Consider the following 23,976-nt stretch of genomic DNA (forward strand, 5'->3'; position numbering starts at 1 on the left):
CATTCCATGGCGGTTTTTCGGGCTGTCTGGCAGTGATCGGCATCGGGTTTTATTTTGCGAAGGCCACTTCAAGTTGTCATATAACTTGCCGATAGCATGCCAACCGTCGGCACCCCTGCCCACGCTATTTCACTTCGGATCATTCCAGGAAAAAGGCCGCCGTCATGCTACTTCGCCAAATGAATATCGCGCCTCGCGCAGCGCTCGGGTTTGCCCTGATTGCGGTCCTCGTGGCCTTCCTCGGGCTGTTTGCCCTGGAGAAGATGTCGAGTATCCGAGACAGTGAAGTGGCGGTGGAAACCCAGTGGCTGCCGAGTATTCGCGGCGGTGACGAGATTCGCGAGATCATGCTGCGTATCCGTACGATCTCCCTGCGCATGGCCCTGGACCCGGACCCGAAGAACGTTGCCACGTACCGCTCCCAGATGGACACCCGCGACAAGGAACTGAGCGAGAAGATCGTCGCCTACGACAAGCTGGTCACCACGCCGGAGGCCCGGGTGTTATACGACCAGTTCAAGTCGACCTTCGCCGTCTACCGTTCCGGGATCGCCCAGTCCTTCACCCTGGCCGAGCAGGGACGACGTGACGAGTTGATCAAGTTGCTGCTGGTGGACATGAAGACCGTGGTCGATGGTTCCGGCAAGCAACTCAATGACCTGGCCGACCTGTTCAGCAAGCGGGTCGAGGCCGAAAGCGTGAAGTCCGAGGCGCACTACAGCAACTCGCGCACGATCGTCATCCTGTTCATCGTGCTGGCGGCGCTGGCTACCGTGGCGTTGGCCATGCTGCTCACCCGCAGTATCGTCAAGCCGCTGGGCGAGGCCCTGGACGCTGCGCAGAACGTTGCCCGTGGCGACCTGACCCGGGATATCGAGGCCCGTGGCAATGACGAGGTGACACATCTGCTCGAAGCGCTGGCGACCATGCAGCAGACCTTGCGCAACACCTTGCAGGGCATCACCGGTTCGTCGGTGCAACTGGCGACCGCCGCAGATGAGCTGAATGCGGTGACCCTCAACAGCACCCGGGACCTGCAGCAGCAGAACAACGAAATCGAGCAGGCGGCCACTGCGGTCAACGAGATGACTGCTGCGGTGGAAGAGGTGGCACGCAATGCGGTGTCCACGTCGGAGGCCACTCGCGAGTCCAGCGAATCGGCCCAGTTGGGTCAGGAGCGTGTCAGCGAAACGGCCGAGGCGATCAATGCCCTGGCTGGCGAGGTTGAGCAGACCGGCGAGCTGGTGCAGTCACTGGCGGCGCAGTCCCAGGACATCGGCAAGGTGCTCGATGTGATCCGGGCGATTGCCGAGCAGACCAACCTGCTGGCCCTCAACGCCGCCATCGAGGCCGCGCGGGCTGGCGAGAGCGGGCGTGGCTTCGCGGTGGTGGCGGATGAGGTCCGTGCGCTGGCCCACCGCACGCAACAATCGACCCAGGAAATCGAACAGATGGTGCAGGGCATGCGCAGCAGCTCGACCCAGGCGCTGGACTCGATGCAGGCCAGTTCCCGGCGTGCCGCCAGTACCCTGGTTCTTGCCGAGCGTGCGGGCGATGCGCTGAAAACCATCACGGCCTCGGTGAGCCAGATCCATGAACGCAACCTGGTGATCGCCAGCGCCGCCGAGGAGCAGGCCCAGGTCGCCCGCGAGGTCGATCGCAACCTGGTGAACATCCGTGACCTGTCGCTGCGTTCGGCGGCCGGTGCCGACCAGACCAGCGCCTCCAGCCACGAGCTGGCGCAGTTGGCCAACTCACTGCGCGGGATGGTCGGGCAGTTCCGCGTCTGACCGGCGCGCCTTGCGCCGGGCCCGCTGATGTCTGATCAGGGCGACAGCGGCCATCAACAGCACCACGCCGATCGCAATGGGTAGGCGGTAAGGCTTGAGGTTGCCGAACATCTGTTCGAGAAACTCGCCGGCCCAGTAGCCGCCAGAAGCGAACAGGGTCGCCCAGACCACCGCCCCGAACAGGTTGATGAGACTGAAGCGCAGCGGCGACAGGCCGCTGGCGCCGATCACCAGCGGGCCGATCAGGCGCATGCCATAGAGAAAGCGCACGGAAAACACTGATACCAGTGGGTAGCGCACGATCAGTCCGGTCACGCGGTCGACTGTCGCCTGCTGGCGGTGCAGGCGCGGCAGCAGGCGGGCACCGAAGAAGCGGCCGGCCCAGAACAGCAGTTGGTCGCCGAGCATTCCTCCCAGGCTGGCCCAGAAAATCACCGGCCACAGCTGCAGCACTTGCTGATGCGCCGCCACCCCGCCGAGAATCAGGATGGTTTCGCCTTCCAGCAAGCAGCCGATGAAGATGGCCCAATAACCGTATGTGGCAAGCAGGTAGGTGAAGTCGATGTGTTCGAACATGGGCGATGGTCGATCCGTGTCGCAGTCCAGGGGAGGCCCTGCCTGTGTGGCGGAGCCCTTGTAGGGTCTGATTGGCGGGCGCGGTGAAAGTGCCGCGGCAATCGCCTCAGAGCGCCTGTGTGGCGCTCTTCAGCTCGTTCGACTGGCGCCCCAGCCATTCTCGCGGGCTTTCGCCGATCTTGCGACGGAAGGCCCGTGCCAGCGCCGACGGGCTTTCATAACCGACCTCATCGGCGATCAGTGCTATCGGGCGGCCTTCGCGCAGGCGTTTCTGGGCCAGGCTGACCCGCCAACTGAGCACGTAGTCGGCCGGCGTCTGGCCGACCACCCTGTGGAAGTGCGCGGCGAAGCTGGCGCGCGACATGTTCGCCTCCTGGGCCAGTTCGGCGACGGTCCAGGGGCGTTCGGGGTGGTTGTGCATCATGGTCATCGCCCTGGCCAGGCGCAGGTCCGCCAAGCCCGCCATCATCCCGGTGGTCATGCTGTGGTAGGCCATCATGTGGCGCAGGAACTGGATCACCATCAGTTCGAACAGACGGTTCATCACTGCCTCGCGCCCGCAGTGTTCGGCGAAGGCCTCGCCGAACAGCCAATCCAGTGTGCCCTCGATCATCGGTACTGCCTTGAGTGGCATCACGATGGTGTCGGACAGGGCAACGGACAGCGGGTTGTCGATACCACCATCGAAACGCAACGAGGCACAGACCAGCTCCGCGGCATCGGCTTCGCTGGCGACCAGGCGATGGGGCAGGGGGCGGGGAATGAGGATCAGGCTCGGCTCCTCGACGCGCAGCGTCTTGCCACTGGCCTCCAGATGGAGCCGCCCGCTCTTGAGCAGGTGCACGTGCCCACAGGGCTCCATGCCGCCAATTCCCACCTGGCCCTGCAGCAAGCCGCTGTGAAAGGTGTTGGCGGCGATGCCGAAGTGAGTCAGCAGGGTCGACAGGCGATCCATGGATGGGTTCTCGTTGAAGGGTTTGGACGATCTGCCGCATATCATCGACAAAAAGGCGCCATTCGTAAACGTGTTTTCGCCATCATGGCTTCACGTTCAAACCGCCACTCCCGGCGGGCCCGTCACTTCAAACGAAAGGAATTACCGATGAAAGCGTCCCGTCTCTCCACTGTGTCGAAACTGTTCACTGCCGTTGCCATTGCTGCCGGCGCGTTGTCCCTGGGTTGGAGCGGCTCGGCCGCGGCGGCCGCCGAGCCGGCCAAGAAGGCCACCGTAGTCCTGGTGCATGGCGCGTTTGCCGAGTCGTCCAGCTGGAACGGGGTCATTGCCCGCCTGCAGGCCAAGGGGTATCCGGTGGTCGCTGTCGCCAACCCACTGCACAGCGTGAAGAGCGACTCCGACTATGTGGCCGATATCGTTGAACACACACCGGGTCCGGTGATCCTGGTGGGTCATTCCTACGGTGGTTCGGTCATTTCCAACGCGGTCCATGGCCAATCCAATGTCAAGGCGCTGGTCTACGTCGCCGCCTTTGCACCGGAAAAGGGTGAGACCGCGATCGAACTCTCCGGGCGCTTCCCGGGCGGTACCCTCGGCCCGACCCTGGCACCACCGGTCCAGCTGAAAAATGGCACCGTGGATCTGTTCATCCAGCAGGACAAGTTCCCGGCGCAGTTCGCCGCCGATGTACCAGCGAAAGAGGCTGCGCTGATGGCGGCGACCCAACGACCAATCGCCGAGGCGGCCCTGAAGGAAGCGTCGGGGGAGCCGGCCTGGAAGACCCTGCCGTCCTGGTTTATCTACGGCTCTGCGGACAAGAACATTCCCGAGGCGGCGCTGAAATTCATGGCTGACCGTGCCGGTTCGCGGGAAACGGTGGACATCAAGGGCGCGTCCCATGTGGTGATGGTGTCCAATCCGGACAAGGTGGCGGCGATCATCGAGGACGCGGCCAAGGCCACCGCCCAGTAAGAGACTTTTCTCTCGGTAGTCGGCGTGAACCTGTGGGAACCGGCTTGCTGGCGATAGCGCTCTTGTTATCGTCGCAGACGGTATGAAGGGTCGCCTTTGGCGACCGCCAGCAAGCCGCCTCCCTCGGGCCTCAGGGTTTTGCCCATTTCTCCAGGGCGAATTCGACGAAGCTGCGCAGCTTGGGCAACCGGTAGCGGTCCTGGGCGTAGAGCAGGTTCATCGGCCGTGACGGCAGCCGGTAGTCCGTCAGCAACGGCACCAGCCGTCCCTCCCGCAGATCGTCGCGCAGCAGGGCATCGGGCAGCATCACGATGCCCATGCCGGCAAGTGCCGCCTGGTACAGCGCCGATGAACTGTTGATGGTCATCGGGCCGCTGACCGGCACCCGAATCTCTCCCTCCGGGCCGCTCAGGCTCCATTGTTTTTCCACTGTCCGCCAGTCATCGCCCGCCGGGTAGGCGAAGGCCAGGCAGTCGTGTTGTTCCAGTTCCTGGGGAATCAGGGGCGTTCCCCTCCGCTTGAGGTACGCGGGCGAGGCGCAAACGGTCAGGGCATAGTTTTCCAGCGGACGGGCAATCAGCGCCGACGGCTCGGGCACGCCCAGGCGGATCGCCACATCGAAGCCGCTGTCGATCAGGTCCTCGCGCTGATTGCTGAGCATCACGTCGAGCTTGATCCGTGGGTAACGCAGGACGAACTCGCTCAGGGCCGGCGCCAGGCGTTCGGAGCCGAAGGTCAGCGGTGCCGTGATTCGCAGGGTACCGCTCGGTTCGCCCTGGACCTGCTCGGCCAGGCGTTCGGAGTCGGCCACCAGGCCGAGCACTTCGAGACAACGCTGGTAGTACGTGACGCCGAACTCGGTGAGGCGCTGGCGGCGGGTGGTGCGGCTGAGCAGGCTGAGACCGAGGCGTTGCTCCAGTGAGCGCAGGTGATTGCCGACCATGGTGGTGGAAATACCGCACTCCAGGGCGGCGGCGGTCATGCTGCCGCTCTCTACCACTTTCACGTACACCTGCATGGCCTGGAACAGATCCATTATCAATTCCTGCTTCAAAATGAATGAAGTTTTAGAGAGTTTATCCAGCTCAGGTGGCTAACGATACTGCTCGCATCACCTCACTGCCTGGAGCCTGCCGCCATGACCGCCGCCTGCCTGATGACCACCTACCAACCGCTCGACCTGGGCTTCGTCAAGGGCCTGGGCACGCGCCTGTGGGATCAGGGTGGCCGCGAGTACCTGGATGCGGTGGCAGGGGTTGCTGTGACCAATGTTGGTCACTCCCACCCGCGGCTGGTCAGTGCCATCAGCGAGCAGGCTGGCCTGCTGCTGCATACGTCGAACCTCTACACCATCGACTGGCAGCAGCGGCTGGCGCAGCGGTTGGCAGAGTTGTCGGGGATGGATCGGGTGTTCTTCAACAATTCGGGAGCCGAGGCCAATGAAACCGCGTTGAAGTTGGCGCGCTTGCATGCATGGCACAAGGGGATCGAACAGCCGCTGGTGGTGGTGATGGAGAATGCTTTCCACGGTCGTACCCTCGGTACCCTGTCAGCCAGCGACGGCCCGGCAGTGCGCCTGGGTTACAACGCCTTGCCGGGGGACTTTATCAAGGTACCGTTCGGTGACCTGCAGATTCTGCACAGCCTGGCGCGTAGTCATGGCGAGCGGATCTGTGCGGTGCTGATGGAGCCGATCCAGGGCGAGGGCGGTGTGCAACTGCCACCGCCGGGCTACCTGAAGGCCGTGCGTGACCTGTGCAAGCGGCGCTCCTGGTTGCTGATGCTCGATGAGATCCAGACCGGTGTCGGTCGTACCGGCCAGTGGTTCGCGTTCCAGCACGAGGGCATCGTCCCGGATGTGATGACCCTGGCCAAGGGCCTGGGCAATGGCATTCCGATCGGCGCCTGCCTGGCGCGCGGCCAGGCCGCGAAACTGTTCACCCCAGGCAGCCATGGCAGCACCTTCGGCGGCAATCCGCTGGCCTGCCGGGTGGGGTGTACCGTGCTCGATATCATTGAGGAGCAGGCGCTGGTCGCCAATGCCCGGCATCAGGGTGAGCGCCTGCTGGCGCGCTTGCAGGAAGAGTTGGGCAAGCACTCGCAGGTCGTGGCGATCCGTGGGCGGGGGTTGATGATCGGTATCGAACTCAAGGAGCCGATCCGCGACCTGGCCCTGATCGCCGCCCGCGAGCAGGGTGTGCTGATCAACGTGACGCGGGGCAAGACCATTCGCCTGCTGCCGCCGCTGACCATCGATGCGGCAGAGGTGGAAATGATCGTCGCAGGTATCTGCGGGGCGCTGGCCGCCGCGTGTGCCGGGGTCGAGGCAAGCGCCGTGGCGGTATAGCCAAAGGCTTACACGACACGCTGGCGATCACGTCTTTGCCAGCCCCGACCGTTTCCGTAATCTACACCCATCACTGCTGCATAAGGATGTGCGCAGGATCAAGGAGGATCGACCTGGCCAGGATGGCCACCGACAGGATGTTGGGCAGGTCAAAAAAAGAACCCGCTTCGGCGGGTTTTTTTGTGCCTGCGCAAAAGCCTGGGGCTTTTCCTCAATTACTGTCATCCCGTTCTCAAATGCCCTTGCCTGTCTTGTTTACGTCCGAACGGTCAACGGAGACTCCCTGACATCATCCAGTCAAAAGGAATGTCAGGTGGAGATTCAAAAGAGTCAGGCGTTCGGTCGGCATGGAATCATTTTTTACATCTCGCGCTTTAGTGTGACGCCCATCAACCAGCATGAGCTCACGACGATTTACTTCCACGAAGCACGCAGTGGCAATTGGGAGCTGAGCTTCCGTCTGCGCGAGCTATATGATCGGATGCTTGCCAGAAACCTGCCGTGTGCCATGGGTGTGGTCATCTCCAGGCCGCTGACTCGACAGGAGGCCGACCTGCTGAATGAGCAGCGCGCTGACCTGGCAGTTCTCGTCGGTTCGGTTGTCGGTAGCGTTGCCGCAGCGGTATCGAAAGTGACCAGCCTATGGGCGGCTCGGGAGGGACGAAAGTTTTCTCAGGATCGATTGCGAACCTATCATGCAGGCGATGTCATTGTCGGGATAGAGGCTCATGTCAACGGCGGCATAGGCCCCCAACGCACGGTGATGTCCATGCTCGTTCCCGCAGAATCATGAGCGAGCCAGCTCAGTTTCTGGCGTTTTATGCTCTCTTGCTTCCAGTCGCTTACCTGGTCAGGCCGTACCGTGCGAGAAAGTGGCTCGGTGTGCTGATGGTCGTTGTTGGATTGGCGGCGCCCTGGACGATTCCACGTATGTTCGAGGGGTTTGACCTGGTCATTTTCGCGTTCGTGATCAGCGCCATGGGCGTTGATCTTTTCCGCCGACGGCATCAGTTCGAGAGGGAAAACCAGCTGGCCGGGTGCCGAATCATTTCCAGGCCCAAGGATATCTGAGCCAATGAGTGATTACCTGAATTATGGCGTGCCGATATTCTTCGCCGCCTGTCTGTACTATCGACTGAAAAAGCCGCGAATTCGGGCGTGCCTGGGTATTTTGCTCATTCCCCTGGGGTATGCACTTCTGTGGCTGGCTCCCACATTCCATGAGCTTCTCGACGCCGATTTTCTTGCCATTGGTACAGTGGCCCTGGGAGCGAACCTGTATTTCAGTCGCGAGATTTTTCACGAACCAGCCTGAGATTGCCCGTGCTCGGAAATGCAGAAAGGCAGGCCCGTTTCTGGGTAAGTCGCCCGTGCGCCCTACCTTGAAACGGACCTGCCTTTCCACCTGCGGTTTCGCTAGAACCGCTCTATCTCTTTACTGCTGGGCGACGCTGTAACCGGTAAACGCTGTCTGCTGCTGGATCGCCGTGACGATGTTCTTGCGCGTGGCCGGCTGTTCGTTGCCCTCGTTATCCACAAAGGTTTCGCTCAGCAGTTCGGCCAGGTCGCCGTGGCCGGCGAAGGCGAAACCAAGGAACTCGAACGCCTCGCGGTCGGCGTTGGCCTTGGTGCGGGGTGTGCGCAGCGGGAAATTGACGCTGGTGCCATCCTTGCTGATGACGAACACTTCCGCCTCCTTCTTCGCCCGCGAGGATTTGCCCTTGCCGGCGTTCGGGTTGCTGATCGCCTGATGCGTCTGGTTCAAGACCTTGAGGGCCAGGCCGTAGACCAGCTCCTGGAACGCCGGGTCGTCCTTGTAGCTGGACAGGATCCGGGTGATCGGGAATTTCGTGCTCAGGTCTTCCAGCGCGGCGCTGTCCGCAGCTTCGGCATCCTTGAGCTGCTTGAGCTGGCCCATGAGCTCGTAGGCCTGGTCGTCATCGAAACGGTCATGCGCCTGGCGGATCGCCGCGCGCAGGTTGCGGATTTCCTCGCTCTCCTTGGAGGTGTGGAAAGCGTCGAGCACCATTTCACTGATGGTCTTGGCCTGGGCCACATGCTGGGAAAGGTTGATCGCGTTTTCGTATTCGTGCTTGGCGGACAGGGAGGTTACGGCTTCATCGGTATGGGAGTCAGGCATCGAAATTTCGCTATTTCATTTAACGGGGGGTAAGGCTCAAAATGCCGCGGCATTTTGTGGGCGGTTAATTTATTGGACCCGTGCGCCGTTGTCACGGAACAACAGGCGAGTGGCTGATATGGCAACATGTTCCGATGGCTATTGGACATGATTCAAACTTGTTCGCCAAAAAATTGGCTTACCGTTCGTCTGAACTGAGTAAAATCAATTAGACAGCAAAATAATGACACCATCATATTGCTACTACCTGTAGGGGAAGCAGTCAGGAATAATGGAAGTTTCACAGCCAGGGTTGGTGCTTGTCCCTTTGGATGCTTTTCTTGAATTTTATTATGCAAAGGGACACCTGCATGCATCGTTCTGACGATATCGCGAATCTGTTCAAAAGATTCGGGGGTAGTGCGGAAAGTTACCTCGAAATCGAACCGTCCTATGAATACGCCGACGAGACGGCCACGCAACTGATCGCCGCCTTGAGCGCGCTGCAGACAGCAGTCCCGACACCTGCGATCGAGCCCTCATCCCAAGTCCCGGTTGCGACACCAGTCGCAAGCCCGGTCGTGGTCGATGAGGTGCCGGCAGTTGCCGTTTCGCCAGAGCCGCTACCTGCTGCGAGCGTGTCGTCGAGCGCTGCACCCATTCCAGCTCCAGAGTCGGCCGCGGTAGCGACGGCTGGCGGCACATCCCTGAGCCGTCTGCTGGCGGAAATCGAACAGCAGCGCGAAGCAGGCGCCCCGGCCAAAGCTGGTGTTCCCCCCGTGTTGAAAGCCAGAGTCATCGCCGTGGTTTCGGCCAAGGGTGGCGTCGGCAGGAGCACCCTGGCAGCAGCCCTGGCCAGTGCGATCAAGCGCTCCGGAGGCCGCACCCTGGCCCTCGACCTCGATCCGCAGAACGCCCTGTGCCTGCATCTGGGGGGCAATGACCAATGGCCGGGCGTCGCCCAGGACTCTCCCCAGCAAGACTGGCGAAGCCTGCTGCGTGACGGTTTCTCCGACTGTCAGTGCCTGGCCTACGGCTTGGTCAGCGAGCAGGAACGGGTGGCTTTCGAGAACGGCCTGCGTGCCGACTCAACCTGGCTGGCGCGGCACCTGGCCGACCTGCAACTGGGCGAGCGGGACACCGTGATCATCGATACACCCGCTGGTGCCTCGGCCTACCTGGCCCAGGCGCTGGCCATCGCTGATATCGCGCTGGTGGTGACGCTGGCCGATGCCGCGTCCTATTCCAGCCTGGAACAGATGGATCGCCTGCTGGCGCCCTATCGGCAGCGGGAAGCCCCGTTGCAATGCAAATATGTCATCAACCAACTGGATACTGCGCGCCAGTTCAGCCTCGATGTCTGTGAGGTCCTGAAAAGAAAAACCGGCAGCCAGTTGCTCGGCGTAGTCCGTCAGGATCACGCCCTTGGCGAAGCGTTGGCCTATGAGCGTAATCCGCTGGCGCACGCCCCTGGCACGCGTGGCTGCCAGGACATTCTCGACGTGGCAGGCGCGCTGTGCGAGCTGCTCATGCAAGGTACGCAAGAGTCTCATCTGTCATGACCATCGATCCCAATTTCACGCCCCAAACCCCGGGGCGCTCCGAGTTGCGCCTCAATGATTGGCTGCTGCGTATCAAGCAGTGGCCGAGGGTCTTGCGCGGTGCATTGGTCGTCGCGGGTGCGCTCACCGCCTGCCTGCTGCTGATCGGCATCGTCAGTGCGCCGCTGGACCTCTACACCCAGTGCCTGTTCGCCGCGCTGTGCTTCGGCTCGGCCTTGCTGATCAAGCGGGTGCCCGGTCGCCTGCCGATCCTGGCGCTGATCGTGCTGTCGCTGGTGGCGTCCCTGCGTTACCTGTACTGGCGCCTGACCGACACCCTCGGCTTCGAAGGCTGGCTGGACATCCTGTTCGGCTATGGCCTGGTCCTGGCCGAGTTCTATGCGCTGGTGGTGCTGATCTTCGGCTACGTGCAGACCGCCTGGCCGCTGCGCCGCCGGCCGGTGTTGCTGGCCGGCGACCCGAGCGACTGGCCGACTGTGGATGTGTTCATCCCCACCTACAACGAAGCGCTGAACATCGTGAAGCTGAGCATCTTCGCCGCCCAGGCAATGGACTGGCCGAAGGACAAGCTGCGCGTGCACGTGCTCGATGATGGTCGCCGCGACGAGTTCCGCCGGTTCTGCAACAGCATCGGGGTCAACTACATCACCCGCGACAACAACTTCCACGCCAAGGCCGGCAACCTCAACGAAGCGCTGAAGGTGACCGACGGCGAATACATCGCCATGTTCGACGCCGACCACGTGCCGACCCGCTCCTTCCTGCAGATCGGCATGGGCTGGTTCCTCAAGGATGAGAAGCTGGCGATGCTGCAGACGCCGCACTTCTTCTTTTCCCCGGACCCGTTCGAGAAGAACCTCAATACCTTCCGCGCCGTGCCCAACGAGGGCGAGCTGTTCTATGGCCTGGTGCAGGACGGCAACGACCTGTGGAACGCCACGTTCTTCTGTGGCTCCTGCGCGATTCTGCGTCGCAAGCCGCTGGAGGAAATTGGCGGGGTGGCGGTCGAGACCGTGACCGAGGACGCCCACACCGCGCTCAAGCTCAACCGTGCCGGCTACAACACAGCCTACCTGGCCATCCCCCAGGCCGCGGGCCTGGCGACCGAGAGCCTGTCGCGCCACATCAGCCAGCGTATCCGCTGGGCGCGGGGCATGGCGCAGATCTTCCGTCTCGACAACCCGCTGATGGGCAAGGGCCTGAACCTCGGCCAGCGCGTCTGCTACGCCAACGCCATGCTGCACTTCTTCTACGGCCTGCCGCGGCTGGTGTTCCTTACCGCACCGCTGGCCTACCTGATTTTCGGTGCGCAGATCTTCCACGCCTCGGCGCTGATGATCACCGCCTATGCCTTGCCGCACCTGTTCCACTCCAACCTGACCAACTCCTGCATCCAGGGGCGCTTCCGGCACTCGTTCTGGAACGAGGTGTACGAGACGGTACTGGCCTGGTACATCATGCCGCCCGTGCTGATGGCACTGGTCAACCCCAAGTTCGGCGGTTTCAACGTCACCGACAAGGGCGGCATCATCGACAAGGAATACTTCGACTGGAAGCTGGCCCGGCCCTACATCGTGCTGCTGGCGCTGAACCTGCTCGGCCTGCTGTTCGGTATCTGGCAATTGATCTGGGGCGCCCCCGACACCGAGATCACCGTACTGATCAACTGCGTCTGGACGCTCTACAACCTGATCATCACCAGCGCCGCGGTCGCGGTGGCTTCGGAAACCCGCCAGGTCCGTTCCGAGCCGCGGGTCCGCGCGGAACTGCCGGTCAAGATCGAGCTGGCCGATGGCTCCGAGTTCTACGGCGTGACCCAGGACTTCTCCCAGCGCGGCCTTGGCCTCAAGTTGCCGGAGGGCACCACGGTTCCCGCCGGAGAGCGCATGCGCGTGTCGCTGTTCCGTAATTCGCAAACCAGTCAATTCGATACTACGGTGGTGTTCAGCAAGGGCCAGTACCTGGGCGCGCTGTTCGACCCATTGACCCTGCGCCAGCAGAGCGAACTGGTGCGCATGACCTTTTCCCGCGCCGACACCTGGGCCGCCAGTTGGGGCAGCGGCAAGCTCGATACGCCACTGTCGGCGCTGCGGGAAGTCAGTGCCATCGGTGTCATTGGCATGGGTGCCCTGATCAAGGCCACCGCGCTGCAAGTCCGCGACCGCCTGGCTGCCAGATCTGATCATTCGAAAACACTCGATCCTCTTATGGACAAGTCATGACCATGAAATTCTCGTCCCGCAGCGCTACCCGCTGTCCACGTCACCCATTCATGCGCCTGGCTTCGTCGGTGCTGTGCCTGGGCGCCATGATCCACATGGCATATGCCGACACGGCGGCTGCGGCCGGCAGTTCCACGGTCAGCCCCGCCGTGGCGGGGGCCATCGCCACGCCTGCCGCGGACCAGCCGCCAGCCGGCAGCTACATCCGTGAGCTGACCCTCAAGCAACTGGGTCGCCTGGACACCATGAACCTGCAGGGCGTCGAGGCTTCCGATGCGGTGAACTTCAACATCCGTGCCGATGAAGTGGTCAATGGCGCGCAACTGGTGCTGAGCTACAGTTACTCGCCGGCGCTGCTCGCCGACCTGTCGCAGATCAACGTGCTGGTCAACGACGAAGTCGCCGCCAGCCTGGCGTTGCCCAAGGAAGGTGCCGGTCAGCCACAGCAGCAGGTGGTGAACATCCCGCCGCACCTGATCACCGAATTCAACCGCCTGCGCCTGCAATTCATCGGGCACTACACCATGCAGTGCGAGGACCCCCAGCACAGCAGCCTGTGGGCCAAGATCAACGTCGGCTCGGAGCTCAAGCTCAGCGTTTCGCCGATCCAGCTCAAGGACGACCTGTCGATCCTGCCGCTGCCGTTCTTCGATCGTCGCGATGCGAGTCAGCTCAACCTGCCGTTCGTGTTTGCCAAGCAACCGGATAACGCGACCCTCGAGGCCGCAGGCGCGTTGTCGTCGTGGATGGGCGCACTGGCCACCTACCGTGGCGCCAACTTCACCAGTGCCCTGGGCCAGATTCCCCAGCAGGGCAACGCGATTGTCCTGGTCGAAAGCAAGGAAGCGGTGCAACTGGGCAGCCTGCAGATTCCGGAGCTGAAAGGCGCGACCGTGACCTTGCAGGCCAACCCGAACGATCCGCGCAGCAAGCTGCTGATCGTCGCCGGCCGTGATGCCGCCGAGCTCAAGCTCGCCGCCAACGCGGTGGCAATGGGCAGCAAGGCCCTGGTGGGCAACAGCGTAGTGATCGACCACCTCGACCCGCTGAGCCCGCGCCAGCCCTATGATGCGCCGAACTGGGTGCCCTCCGATCGCCCGGTTCGCCTGGGTGAACTGATCGAGACCAAGCAGCTCAGCGTGTCCGGCTACAACCCCGGCAACATCACCATTCCCGTGCGCCTGCCGCCAGACCTGTTCAATTGGCGCGAAGCCGGTGTGCCGCTGGACCTGAAATACCGCTACACCCCGCAGCAGGAGTCGGCGAACTCCTCGTTGCTGGTGAGCCTGAACAACAACTTCATGAAATCGATGCCATTGCCGTCGCTCAAGAGCCTCGATGGTGGCGACAACCTGCTGGCGATGCTGAAGAAGGATGAAAGCCTGCCACGCGAAGCTCGCGTGCTGCTGCCGCTGGGCGTGGCTTCGCCGCGTTCGCAACTGCAACTGCGCTTCATGTTCGACTACATCAAGCAGGGCGAATGCCGCGACATCATCATCGACAACATGCGCGGCCTGATCGATCCGGATTCGAGCTTCGACCTGCGCGGTTTCAACCACTACATCGCCTTGCCGAACCTGGGCGTGTTCAACGACAGCGGCTTCCCGTTCACCCGCCTCGCGGACCTGTCGCAGAGCGCCGTGGTGTTGCCTGACGGCAGCGGCCCGCAGGAGTGGGGCGCTTACCTGACGGTGCTTGGCCGCTTCGGCGAGTCCACCGGCTACCCGGCGACCGCGGTGACCGTGGTGCAGCCCAAGGACGTGCAGACGGTCAGCGACAAGGACCTGCTGGTGTTTGCCTCGGGCGCCAACCAGCCGTTGCTGCAACAGTGGGCCAACCGCCTGCCGGCCGGTGTCGACGGTACGGGCCACCGCTTCAACCTGTCCGACCTGACCCTGCGCGTGCGTGACTGGATCAGCCCCGACCCGCAAGCCAACCAGCGCAAGCCGCGACTGCAAGTGACCTACACCGGTGCCAACAGCAGCACCTACCTGGCCGGTTTCGAGTCGCCACTCAAGGCCGAGCGCAGCGTGGTGGTGATCGCCAGCGGCAAGCCTGAAGGCCTGGCCGATGCCACGGCCGCGCTGATCGGCGGCGACCAGTACAAGGACACCATCCAGGGTAGCCTGGCCGTGGTGCAGGACAAGCGCATCACCTCGCTGGTGGCGGACGAGCAGTACTACGTCGGCGACCTGAGCCTGTTCAAGCGCGTGCAGTGGATGCTCTCGCAGAACCTGCTGTGGATGCTGCTGGTGACGGTCTGCGGCCTGGCGCTGGTGAGCTTGCTGCTGTTCCTGTTCCTGCGTTCGCGGGCCCGGAAGCGCCTGTCATGAGTGCACGCAAGTCGACCCCCACGAAAGGCGTGGGGCGTCTGTTCGGGCGTGGCCTGTTGTCGCTGGCCTTGCTGGTACCCATGGCGGCCAAGGCCGCCGAGGGCTGCAGTGTGCAGAACTGGCCGTTGTGGAAGAACTATGCCGAACGTTTCGTGCAGAAGGATGGGCGCATGCTCGGTTCGAGCATGGACCCCAACCAGAGCAGTTCCGAAGGCCAGTCCTACGGGATGTTCTTCGCCCTGGTCGCCAATGATCCGGTGACCTTCGATGCCCTGTGGCGTTGGACCCGTGACAACATGGCCGGCGCCGATATCGCCCAGAACCTGCCGGGCTGGCTGTGGGGCGCGACGCCTGCCGGTACCTGGGGCATCATCGACAAGAACTCCGCCAGTGATGCCGACCTGTGGTTTGCCTACGCCTTGCTGGAAGCCGATCGTCTGTGGAAAAAGCCGGCCTACCGGGCCGATGCGCAGCGGATCCTGGAAAATGTGCAAAAGACCCTGATCCGCGATATTCCCGGCCTCGGCAAGATGCTCCTGCCAGGCCCCGTGGGTTATGAACACCCGGATCAGTTGTGGCGCTTCAACGCCAGCTACACGCCGATTCCGCTGTTGCGCCGCTTCAGCAGGGAGTTGCCGTCCAGCCCCTGGAAAGAGGTGGCCGACAGCACTGCGAAGATGGTCGCCGACAAGAACATGAACCGTTTCGGCTTCGTTCCGGATTGGGTCGGCTATCGCGGTACGGATGTCAACAAGGGCATGTTCGTGGTGGACAAGTTCACCAACGCGGTGGGCAGCTATGATGCTATCCGTACCTACCTGTGGGCCGGCCTGACATCATCGGCCGATCCGCTGGCCAAGCCGATGCTCGACAACCTCGATGGCATGGCGCAGTCCGTCGCATCCACCGGGGTGCCGCCGGAGAAGGTCCAGGTGCTGACCGGGGCGACGGAAGGCGTGGGCCCCTACGGTTTCTCCGCCTCGCTGGTGCCGTATCTGCGGGCCAAGGGGCTGCCGTTGCTGGCCGACCAGCAGCAGCGGGTGGTCGACCAGGCGATCGAACACTTTACCAACCCGGCTGACCCGGCGTACCAGCAGCATCAGTATTATCATGTGATGCTGAGCCTGTTCTCCCTCGGTTGGAGTGAGAACCGCTACCAGTTCAACAAGGATGGCACTGTGAAAGTATCCTGGGAGGGCGCATGCGCCAGCAAACCCTAGCCCTGGCGGTCTGTGCCGCCCTGGCTTCCAGCGTCGGCTTCGCCGCCGATACCGGCAGCCCGCAATCGTTGCTGATCCAGCAGGGTTACTACTGGCAGTCCAAGGAAAAACCCGATCGCGCGGCCGAGGCCTGGACCCGTCTGCTGGGCCTGGACGCCGAGCAGCCCGATGCGTTGTACGGCCTGGGCCTGATCGAGGTGCAGCGCCAGCGCATCGCCAACGCGCAGAACTACCTGGCCCGCCTGCAGGCGATCAAGCCGTTGCCGCGCCTGGCGCTGCAGCTCGAGCAGGACATCGCCCTGAGCCCGCCGGAAAAGAAACAACTGCTGGAAAAGGCCCGCGAGTTGAGCGATGCCGGTGAGCGCGACCAGGCCGTCGCGGTCTATCGGCAACTGTTCGATGGCCACCAGCCGCAGGGCTTGATCGCTCGCGAGTATTACAACACCCTCGGGTTCTCCACCGGTGGCTGGCCCGAGGCCCGCGTCGGCCTGGAGCGCCTGCGCCGCGAGCGTCCGGATGACGCGATCCTCGACCTGTGGCTGGCACTGCACCTGGCACGTAACCCCGAGAGCCGGCCCGAAGGCATCCGTGCCCTGGCGCGGCTGTCGCACAACCCGGACATCGGCGGTAACGCCGACGAGACCTGGCGCTTCGCCCTGGTCTGGCTCGGCCCGCCCTCGCGCGATCAGGTATCGCTGTTCGAGCAGTACCTGCAGGCGCACCCGGATGACAACGAGATCCGTGCGCTGATGAACAAGGGCATCGCCCAGGGCCGCAGCGGTTCCGGCTGGCAACGCGACCCGCATGTCGCCCGTGGTCTCAAGGCACTCGATGCCGGTGACCTGGCGACCGCCGAGCAGGAATTACAGGCGCGCCTCAAGGACAAGCCCGACGACTACGATGCCCTGGGTGGCATGGGCATCCTGCGCCAACAGCAGAAGCGCCTCGGCGAAGCGGAAAATTATCTGGTGCAGGCGACTCGCACTGGCGCCGGCGCGCAGTGGAAAGGCGCCCTCGAGGACGTGCGCTACTGGATCCTTCTCGACCGCGCCAACGAAGCCCAGCGCAACGGCCGCCAGGCCCAGGCGCGGGAACTGATCGAGCAGGCCATCGCCAGGAATTCGGTGGAGCCTGCCGGTCCGACCGCGCTGGCCGGCTGGTATGCCCAGGCCGGGCAGTTCGACGCCGCCGAGGCCGGCTACCGCCAGGTGCTGGCGAGAAATGCCAACTACCCGGACGCCCTCAGTGGACTGATCGGCGTGTTGTCGCGGGCCGGCAAGTCCGACGAGGCATTGCAACTGATCGATCGCCTGTCGCCGGCCGAACAGGCGCGCCTGGCGTCGAGCGTGCGCATTCGTGCGCTGCGCGCCACCCAGGTGGCCAAGCTGGCCGAGCGTCGTGGTGACTTCACCAGCGCACAGAAAGCCTACAAGGAAGCCTTGGCCGACGACCCGAAAAACCCCTGGATCCGTTTCGCCCTGGCGCGGGTCTACCTGCGCCTGGGCCAGGCCCAGGTGGCCCGCGACCTGATCGACGAACTGCTCAAGCAGCAACCCGACCAGCCGGATGCGCTCTACACCAGCACCCTGCTCTCGGCCGAACTGGGCGAGTGGACCAAGGCCCAGCGCACCCTGTCGCGGATTCCGGCGGCCAAGCGCAGTGCCGACATGAACGAGATGGAACTGGACATCCGCCTGCACGTGCAGACCGAACTGGCGGTGGACGTTGCCCGTCGTGGCCAGCGCCAGGAGGCCTGGGGCCTGTTGTCGCGCTGCGAGCCGTTGACCCGCGGCAAGCCCGAGCGCGTGGCGGTGTTGGCCAGTGCCTATGCCGAAGCCGGCAATCCGGACCAGGCCGTCAGCCTGATGCGCGACCTGCTGGACAAATCCGCCTCGACCCCGGACCTGCAACTGCTGTATGCGGGCGTGCTGCTCAAGGCTGACAGGGACGCCGAAGTCAGCGAGATCCTGCGTCAGTTGCAGGGCAAGCCGATGAGCGAAACCGCGAGCAAGCGCTACGAGGACCTGGTGTTTCTCTATCGCGTCAAGCAGGCTGATGAACTGCGCGAGAAAAATGACCTGGTCGCTGCCTACGACATGTTGTCGCCGGCCCTGCAGCAGCGCCCGAATGACAGCCTGGCGATTGCCTCGCTGGCGCGGATGTACGCCGCCAGCGGCGATGTCGGCAAGGCCCGCAAACTGTACGAGCCGCTGATCAAGGCCGACCCCGGCAACGCCAAGCTGCAACTGGGCCTGGCCGATGTCGCCATGCAGGGCCGCGACTACTCGCTGGCCGAGCGTTCGGTGGAGAAGGCCCTGGAGCTCGAGCCGGGCGTGCCGTTGACGTTGACCGCTTCGGCGCGAATCTATCGCGAAATGGGCAAGACCGGCGAAGCTGCCCGTTTGCTGCGCAAGGCCATCGAGATCGAGAATGGCCAGCGGGTCGACACCTACGTCGCCAACGTCGCGAGTGGCAGCACCGCGTCCTCCAACCCCTTCGTCGGGCTGGCCGGGCAGCGTCGCCAGGGTACCTCGTTGGCCGAAGCTTCGTTGATCCCACCACCAGTGGACGGTTCGGCGACGGGCCTGAGTGCGGGCGATGCGCAGCTGATTCCGGCGCCGGTCGCCCACAAGGCGCAGGCCGTTGCGGCGGCGCCGGTCGACAGCCGTAGCGCCAACCCGTTCAGCGACCCCTACTCGCGCGACACCTACGCCCGTGATACGGCGCCGAGCACCGGCCTGAGCCCGGCTCAGGTCGCGCTCAACGACATTCTCCAGGACCGTACCGGCTACGTGGTCCAGGGCCTCACCGTGCGCAGCAACAACAGTGAAAAGGGCCTGGGCCGATTGACGGATATCGAAACGCCGTTCGAGGCTAGCTTCCCGGTGGGCAGCAACCTGGCGAGTATCGCGTTGCAGATCACCCCGGTGTGGCTCAGCGCAGGAAAGCCGGGCGCTTTTGCGCTGGGACGCTTTGGTACGGGCACCGCCTTTGGCGATACGGATAGAACGGTGGGCTCGCAGAAAGACAGCGGTGTTGGTGTGGCGGTGGCCTTTCGCGACAAGGACGAGGGAATCAAGGCCGATATCGGCATGAGCCCGATCGGTTTCACCTACAGCACGCCCATCGGTGGCGTCAGTCTCAACCGGCCGTTTTCCGCTAACCCCAACTTCAGTTATGGCGTCAGCGCCTCTCGGCGGATGGTCACCGACAGCGTGACCTCGTTCGCTGGCTCCCGCGACCCGCGTACCGGCGAGAAGTGGGGCGGCGTCACCGCCAATGGCGTGCGTGGCGAGCTGGGCTACGACAATCAGAAGTTCGGTGCCTACGGCTACGGCTCGGTGCATCGACTGATGGGCAACAACGTCGAAGACAACAACCGCTTCGAACTGGGTAGTGGCATCTACTGGTACCTGCGTAACACGCCGGGCAGCATCCTCACCGTCGGCCTCAGTGGCTCGGCGCTGAAGTACTCCGAGAACCAGGACTTCTACACCTATGGCCATGGCGGTTACTTCAGCCCGCAGACGTTCTTCGCCCTTGGCGTGCCGGTCAGTTGGTCGCAGCGCACCGAGCGCTTCACCTACCGGATCAAGTCTTCGATCGGTATTCAGCACATTAGTCAGGATGATGCCAAGATCTTCCCCGGTCACAGTGATGAGTACGAGGCATTCAACGCCGATGGCAGCCCTGCTAGCTACTCGGGCAGCAGCAAGACCGGCATCGGCTACAGCTTGAACGCTGCTGGCGAATACAAGTTCGGTTCGAACTTCTTCCTCGGCGGTACGCTTGGCGTGGACAATGCCAGCGATTACCGCCAGGTCGCCGGTGGCGTGTACCTGCGTTATACCTTCGAGGACATGAACGGCCCCATGGATCTGCCGGTCAGTCCTTTCGGTTCCCCCTATTCGAATTGATTCAACGAGGAAAGTTTGATGGCTTCTTCCGTGCTTGCTGGTTTGACGTTGCTCGTGATTGGCGAAAGCCACATGAGTTTTCCCGACTCGCTGATGAACCCGCTGTATGACAACCTGGTGCAGCAGGGTGCCCAGGTGCATGCGATCGGTGCCTGTGGTGCCAACCCGGCCGACTGGGTCACGCCGAAACTCAAGCTCGATTGTGGCGCGACCCGTGACCCTGGCGAAAAGATCAAGGTGATGAGCCGCGGCACCATGGACACCCAGCCGATCAAGGACGTGATCGCCAAGGACAAGCCGGACCTGGTCGTGCTGATCATGGGTGACACCATGGCCTCCTACAAGACCACGCCGTTTCCCAAGGTCTGGGCCTACCAGAGCGTGACCGCATTGACCAAGCAGATCGCCGACAGCGGCGCCAAGTGCGTCTGGGTCGGACCGGCCTGGGGCAAGGCCAACGGCAGCAACACCAACGAGAACACCTACGGCAAGAATCAGGTGCGTACCCAACTGGTTGCCGGCACCCTGGCGAACATGGTCGCGCCGTGCACCTACATCGACTCGACCAAGTTCTCCAAGCCGGGCGAGTGGATCACCTCTGACGGCCAGCACTTCACCATCGCCGGCTACAAGTCGTGGGCGGCGGCGATCGGCAAATCCATCAGCGAACTGCCTGCCAGCGCAGTGAAGGGAGCGAAATAAGTGAAACGAACTTTCGGTCTTGTCGGCGGCCTCCTCGGGGCTGCCCTGATCGCGCCGGCGTTCGGTGCGCAGATCGCCCTGTATCCCACCGGTCCTTCCCAGGACTCGGCCTATCTGCGCTTCGTCAACGTCTCCGCCAGCCCCCTGGCGCTGACGCCCGACGGTGCCAAGACCAGCCTGAAACTCGAAGGCGACAAGGCCGTCAGCGACTTCATCCCGGTACCCGGTGGCCAGGCGGTCAAGGGCACCCTGAGCCGTGACGGCCACCAGGTCGCCCTGGAGGCGAAGGTCGCGGCCGGCGACTTCGCCACGGTGTTCGCCCTGGACGACGGCAAGCAGGGCATTCGCCAGTTGGTGGTCAACGAAGCCTTCGACATTCCCAACCAGCTCAAGGCCTCGCTGGCCCTGTTCGATGCCGACTCCGGTTGTGCCGAGGCCAAGGTCAACCTGGCCGGGCGTGATGTCGACCTGTTCCAGAAGGCACCGGCGGGCAACCCGCGGCGCCAGGAGCTCAACCCGCGTGGCTCGCTGGCGGTGCAACTGGTGTGCGCCGGCAAGCCGGTCGGTTCGGCGGTCGAATTGGGCGCGCTGGAAGCCAACAAGCGCTACAGTCTGTTGATACTGCCTTCGTCGACGGGGCCGCGTCTTATTACCGCCACGGACAGCGTGTCCAACTGAATCGGAAGCACCCGTCGCCATGGTTTTCGCCTCGCTCGAGTTCCTGACGCTGTTCCTGCCTGCGTTCCTGCTGGTCTATGCCCTGGCAAGACCGGCTTGGCGCAACGTGATCCTGCTGATCGGCAGTTGGTTGTTCTACGGCTGGCTCAGCCCGCTGTTCCTGTTTTTGCACATGGTCCTGACCGTGCTCGCGTGGGTGGGCGGCCTGCTGGTCGACCGCTCGCGGGAGGACGGTCGCGGGCGCATCCGGCTGCTGGTGGCGTTGATCGTGATCAACACCGCCGTACTCTGCTGGTACAAGTACGCCAACATCCTCGCTGGTACCTGGAACGAGCTGATCACCTGGTACGGTGCGATGCCGATCGCCTGGCAGAAGGTGGCGTTGCCGGCAGGGCTCTCGTTCATCGTGTTGCAGGCGATTTCCTACCTGGTCGATGTGCATCGGCACGTGGTGCCGGTAGAGCGTAGTTTCGTCAACTACGCGACCTACATCTCGATGTTCGGCCACTCGATCGCAGGTCCCATCATTCGTTATGACTGGGTTCGCCGCGAACTCAACCAGCGCTATTTCAACTGGTTGAATTTCTCCCTCGGCGCGCGCCGGTTCATGATCGGCATGTGCATGAAGGTACTGGTGGCGGACACCCTGTCACCGCTGGTCGACGTGGCCTTCCACCTGGAAAATCCGTCGTTCGTCGATGCCTGGATCGGCTGCCTGGCGTACTCGCTGCAGCTGTTCTTCGACTTCGCCGGCTACAGCGCCATGGCCATCGGCCTGGGGCTGATGCTGGGCTTCCACTTTCCGGAGAACTTCAACCGACCGTACCTGGCGTACAGCATCCAGGACTTCTGGCGGCGCTGGCACCTGTCGTTGTCCAGCTGGTTGCGCGACTACCTGTACATCTCGCTGGGCGGCAATCGCAAGGGCACCTGGAAAACCTATCGCAACCTGTTCCTGACCATGGCGATCGCCGGTCTGTGGCATGGCGGTGACAGCTGGAACTACCTGTTGTGGGGCTCTGCCCATGGCGTGGCGTTGTGCGTCGACCGCGCCTGGTCGCGTTCCAGCCTGCCGGGCCTGCCACGCTGGGCTTCGCACACCGCGACGTTGCTGTTCGTCTGCCTGGCCTGGACGCTGTTCCGCTCCCCGGATTTCGCCACGGCGCTGAGCATGTACGGTGGGCAGTTCGGCCAGCATGGTTTCGCCCTGGGCGATGCGCTGGCGGTGACCTTGCGGCCGGTGCACGGTTTGGCGGCCCTGCTTGGGGTGGTGTGCATCCTCGCGCCGCTGCTGCAACCGCGTTGTGAAAGACGATTCGCCGGCAGTGCGTGGTTCGCGCTGACTGCGGCCCTTTGGCCCGTGCTCGGGTTCATGCTGTCGTTCGCTCTGATCGCCAGCCGTGAAGCCGTGCCTTTCCTGTACTTCCAGTTCTGATGACCAAGCCAACGCAATCCCCGTCGACTGCACCCACGCCTCCCACGGAACTGGCGCTACGCGTCAGCCCGCTGGCAGGGGTGATCTTCATGCTGTTCCTGGCGCTGGGCTTCCTGTCCTGTCTCTGGCTGATGTTCAAGGGCAAGATCGAATTCCTGCCCAAGACCGTGACCCAGGACATGCTGCTGCACGGCGACATTACCCATCGGTTTGCCAAGACCCTGTCCGATGCCGCCGTGCCGAAACAGGCCGCCGATCTGGAGCGTGGCGGCAGTTGGCTGGCCTTCGGCGATCTCGGCCCGCGGGTACGTGAAGGCTGCCCGGACTGGCTGTTCCTGACCGATGAGCTGCGCCTGAACCGCAACGCTGCGGTCCATGCCCGGGCCAAGGTCCAGGCGGTGAGTGACCTGCAGCAGGCCCTGGGCAAGCGCGGTATCCAACTGGTGGTGGCAGTGGTGCCGGACAAGAGTCGGATCGTCGCCAGCCAGTTGTGCCAGCTGAGCCGCCCGACCGTGCTGGCACCGCGCATCGATGAATGGCTGGGGCTGTTGCAGGGGGCCGGCGTTACGGCCCTGGACCTGACTCCGACCTTGCAGGCGGTGGGCGAAGCGGCCTACCTGCGTACCGATACGCACTGGAGCGAAGCCGGGGCGAAGGCTGCGGCGGGGCAGGTGGCAAGGATGATCGCTGGCGTGAAGTTCGAGCCGACGCCACGCAAGCATTTCGACCTGACGACCGAACCGAGTGCCGTGCGTCCGGGCGATCTGGTGCGCCTGGCGGGGATCGACTGGTTACCGGCGAAGCTGCAGCCACGGGTCGAGAGTGTCGCGGCGACGCAGATCAAGGAGCATGCGGAGGAGGCGGGGGGCGACAACCTCGACGACCTGTTCGGCGATGACAACCTGCCCAACACGGCGTTGATCGGCACCTCGTTTTCGCGCAACTCGAACTTCGTCGGCTTCCTCGAAGCGGCATTGGGCGCACCGGTGGGCAATTTTGCCAAGGACGGCGGCGAGTTCTCCGGCGCGGCCAAGGCCTACTTCGAAAGCCCGGCGTTCACGCAGACGCCGCCGAAGCTGATCGTCTGGGAGATTCCCGAGCGGGACCTGCAGACGCCATACGACGGGAATGTGCGGTTGCCTTGAGGG

The 23,976-nt window shown here is 63.3% G+C and carries 19 protein-coding genes; 15 read left to right on the forward strand and 4 right to left on the reverse strand.

Annotated elements, in window-relative coordinates:
- The first annotated feature begins 164 nt into the window (after positions 1-164).
- A complete protein-coding gene (locus AC6I6U_RS09575) occupies positions 165-1,790 on the forward strand; it encodes a methyl-accepting chemotaxis protein (RefSeq protein WP_497881708.1) in 1,626 nt (541 codons plus the stop codon).
- Here AC6I6U_RS09575 and AC6I6U_RS09580 read toward each other — a convergent pair.
- Positions 1,755-2,366 (reverse strand): DedA family protein, encoded by a 612-nt coding sequence (locus tag AC6I6U_RS09580; protein ID WP_497881709.1) that lies wholly within the window; start codon positions 2,364-2,366, stop codon positions 1,755-1,757. The two genes, AC6I6U_RS09575 and AC6I6U_RS09580, sit on opposite strands and share 36 nt — an antisense overlap.
- Positions 2,367-2,472: 106 nt before the next feature.
- A complete protein-coding gene (locus AC6I6U_RS09585) occupies positions 2,473-3,321 on the reverse strand; it encodes an AraC family transcriptional regulator (protein ID WP_497881710.1) in 849 nt (282 codons plus the stop codon).
- Positions 3,322-3,468: 147 nt separating this feature from the next.
- On the opposite strand from AC6I6U_RS09585, the gene AC6I6U_RS09590 reads away from it, so the two are divergent.
- Positions 3,469-4,293 carry an alpha/beta fold hydrolase gene (locus AC6I6U_RS09590; RefSeq protein WP_497881711.1) on the forward strand — a complete coding sequence of 275 codons (825 nt, stop codon included), beginning with the start codon at positions 3,469-3,471 and terminating at the stop codon, positions 4,291-4,293.
- A 130-nt stretch (positions 4,294-4,423) separates the two neighbouring features.
- Here AC6I6U_RS09590 and AC6I6U_RS09595 read toward each other — a convergent pair whose 3' ends face one another.
- Entirely contained in the window at positions 4,424-5,329 is a 906-nt protein-coding gene (locus AC6I6U_RS09595; RefSeq protein ID WP_497881712.1) for a LysR family transcriptional regulator, read from the reverse strand.
- Positions 5,330-5,431: 102 nt separating this feature from the next.
- Between AC6I6U_RS09595 and AC6I6U_RS09600 the strand changes: the two genes are divergently transcribed.
- The 4 genes from AC6I6U_RS09600 to AC6I6U_RS09615 all read left to right on the forward strand — a co-directional run bounded on the left by AC6I6U_RS09600 (position 5,432) and on the right by AC6I6U_RS09615 (position 7,955).
- Positions 5,432-6,640 (forward strand): aspartate aminotransferase family protein, encoded by a 1,209-nt coding sequence (locus AC6I6U_RS09600; protein ID WP_497881713.1) that lies wholly within the window; start codon positions 5,432-5,434, stop codon positions 6,638-6,640.
- 88 nt (positions 6,641-6,728) lie between these two features.
- On the forward strand, positions 6,729-7,433 hold the full coding sequence (locus AC6I6U_RS09605; RefSeq protein ID WP_497881714.1) for a hypothetical protein: 705 nt from the start codon (positions 6,729-6,731) through the stop codon (positions 7,431-7,433).
- On the forward strand, positions 7,430-7,711 hold the full coding sequence (locus tag AC6I6U_RS09610) for a hypothetical protein (RefSeq protein WP_497881715.1): 282 nt from the start codon (positions 7,430-7,432) through the stop codon (positions 7,709-7,711). The genes AC6I6U_RS09605 and AC6I6U_RS09610 overlap by 4 nt, the downstream gene beginning before the upstream one ends.
- A gap of 4 nt (positions 7,712-7,715) precedes the next feature.
- Positions 7,716-7,955 (forward strand): hypothetical protein, encoded by a 240-nt coding sequence (locus AC6I6U_RS09615; protein WP_497881716.1) that lies wholly within the window; start codon positions 7,716-7,718, stop codon positions 7,953-7,955.
- Between the two features lie 120 nt (positions 7,956-8,075).
- Here AC6I6U_RS09615 and AC6I6U_RS09620 read toward each other — a convergent pair whose 3' ends face one another.
- Positions 8,076-8,780, reverse strand: a complete 705-nt coding sequence (locus AC6I6U_RS09620; RefSeq protein WP_497881717.1) for a hypothetical protein — start codon at positions 8,778-8,780, stop codon at positions 8,076-8,078.
- A gap of 350 nt (positions 8,781-9,130) precedes the next feature.
- Between AC6I6U_RS09620 and bcsQ the strand changes: the two genes are divergently transcribed.
- From bcsQ to AC6I6U_RS09665, 9 genes are read left to right on the forward strand one after another with little or no spacing between them, the layout of a single operon-like run.
- On the forward strand, positions 9,131-10,321 hold the full coding sequence (bcsQ, locus tag AC6I6U_RS09625) for a cellulose biosynthesis protein BcsQ (protein WP_497881718.1): 1,191 nt from the start codon (positions 9,131-9,133) through the stop codon (positions 10,319-10,321).
- Positions 10,318-12,543: a UDP-forming cellulose synthase catalytic subunit gene (gene bcsA / locus AC6I6U_RS09630; RefSeq protein WP_497881719.1), complete on the forward strand. Its 2,226-nt coding sequence runs from the start codon at positions 10,318-10,320 to the stop codon at positions 12,541-12,543. The genes bcsQ and bcsA overlap by 4 nt, the downstream gene beginning before the upstream one ends.
- Positions 12,540-14,876 (forward strand): cellulose biosynthesis cyclic di-GMP-binding regulatory protein BcsB, encoded by a 2,337-nt coding sequence (bcsB, locus tag AC6I6U_RS09635; RefSeq protein ID WP_497881720.1) that lies wholly within the window; start codon positions 12,540-12,542, stop codon positions 14,874-14,876. The genes bcsA and bcsB overlap by 4 nt, the downstream gene beginning before the upstream one ends.
- Positions 14,873-16,096 (forward strand): cellulose synthase complex periplasmic endoglucanase BcsZ, encoded by a 1,224-nt coding sequence (gene bcsZ / locus AC6I6U_RS09640; RefSeq protein ID WP_497881721.1) that lies wholly within the window; start codon positions 14,873-14,875, stop codon positions 16,094-16,096. Before bcsB ends, bcsZ begins: the two co-directional genes overlap by 4 nt.
- Positions 16,078-20,013, forward strand: coding sequence for a cellulose biosynthesis protein BcsC (locus tag AC6I6U_RS09645; RefSeq protein ID WP_497881722.1), 3,936 nt, complete (start codon positions 16,078-16,080; stop codon positions 20,011-20,013). Before bcsZ ends, AC6I6U_RS09645 begins: the two co-directional genes overlap by 19 nt.
- A gap of 18 nt (positions 20,014-20,031) precedes the next feature.
- Entirely contained in the window at positions 20,032-20,715 is a 684-nt protein-coding gene (locus AC6I6U_RS09650; protein ID WP_497881723.1) for an SGNH/GDSL hydrolase family protein, read from the forward strand.
- Positions 20,716-21,393 carry a cell division protein FtsQ gene (locus tag AC6I6U_RS09655; RefSeq protein WP_497881724.1) on the forward strand — a complete coding sequence of 226 codons (678 nt, stop codon included), beginning with the start codon at positions 20,716-20,718 and terminating at the stop codon, positions 21,391-21,393.
- A 19-nt stretch (positions 21,394-21,412) separates the two neighbouring features.
- Entirely contained in the window at positions 21,413-22,828 is a 1,416-nt protein-coding gene (locus AC6I6U_RS09660; RefSeq protein WP_497881725.1) for an MBOAT family O-acyltransferase, read from the forward strand.
- A complete protein-coding gene (locus tag AC6I6U_RS09665) occupies positions 22,828-23,973 on the forward strand; it encodes an alginate O-acetyltransferase AlgX-related protein (RefSeq protein WP_497881726.1) in 1,146 nt (381 codons plus the stop codon). The genes AC6I6U_RS09660 and AC6I6U_RS09665 overlap by 1 nt, the downstream gene beginning before the upstream one ends.
- Positions 23,974-23,976: the final 3 nt, after the last annotated feature.

This window comes from Pseudomonas sp. UTLPPB19802 (genome assembly GCF_059730225.1).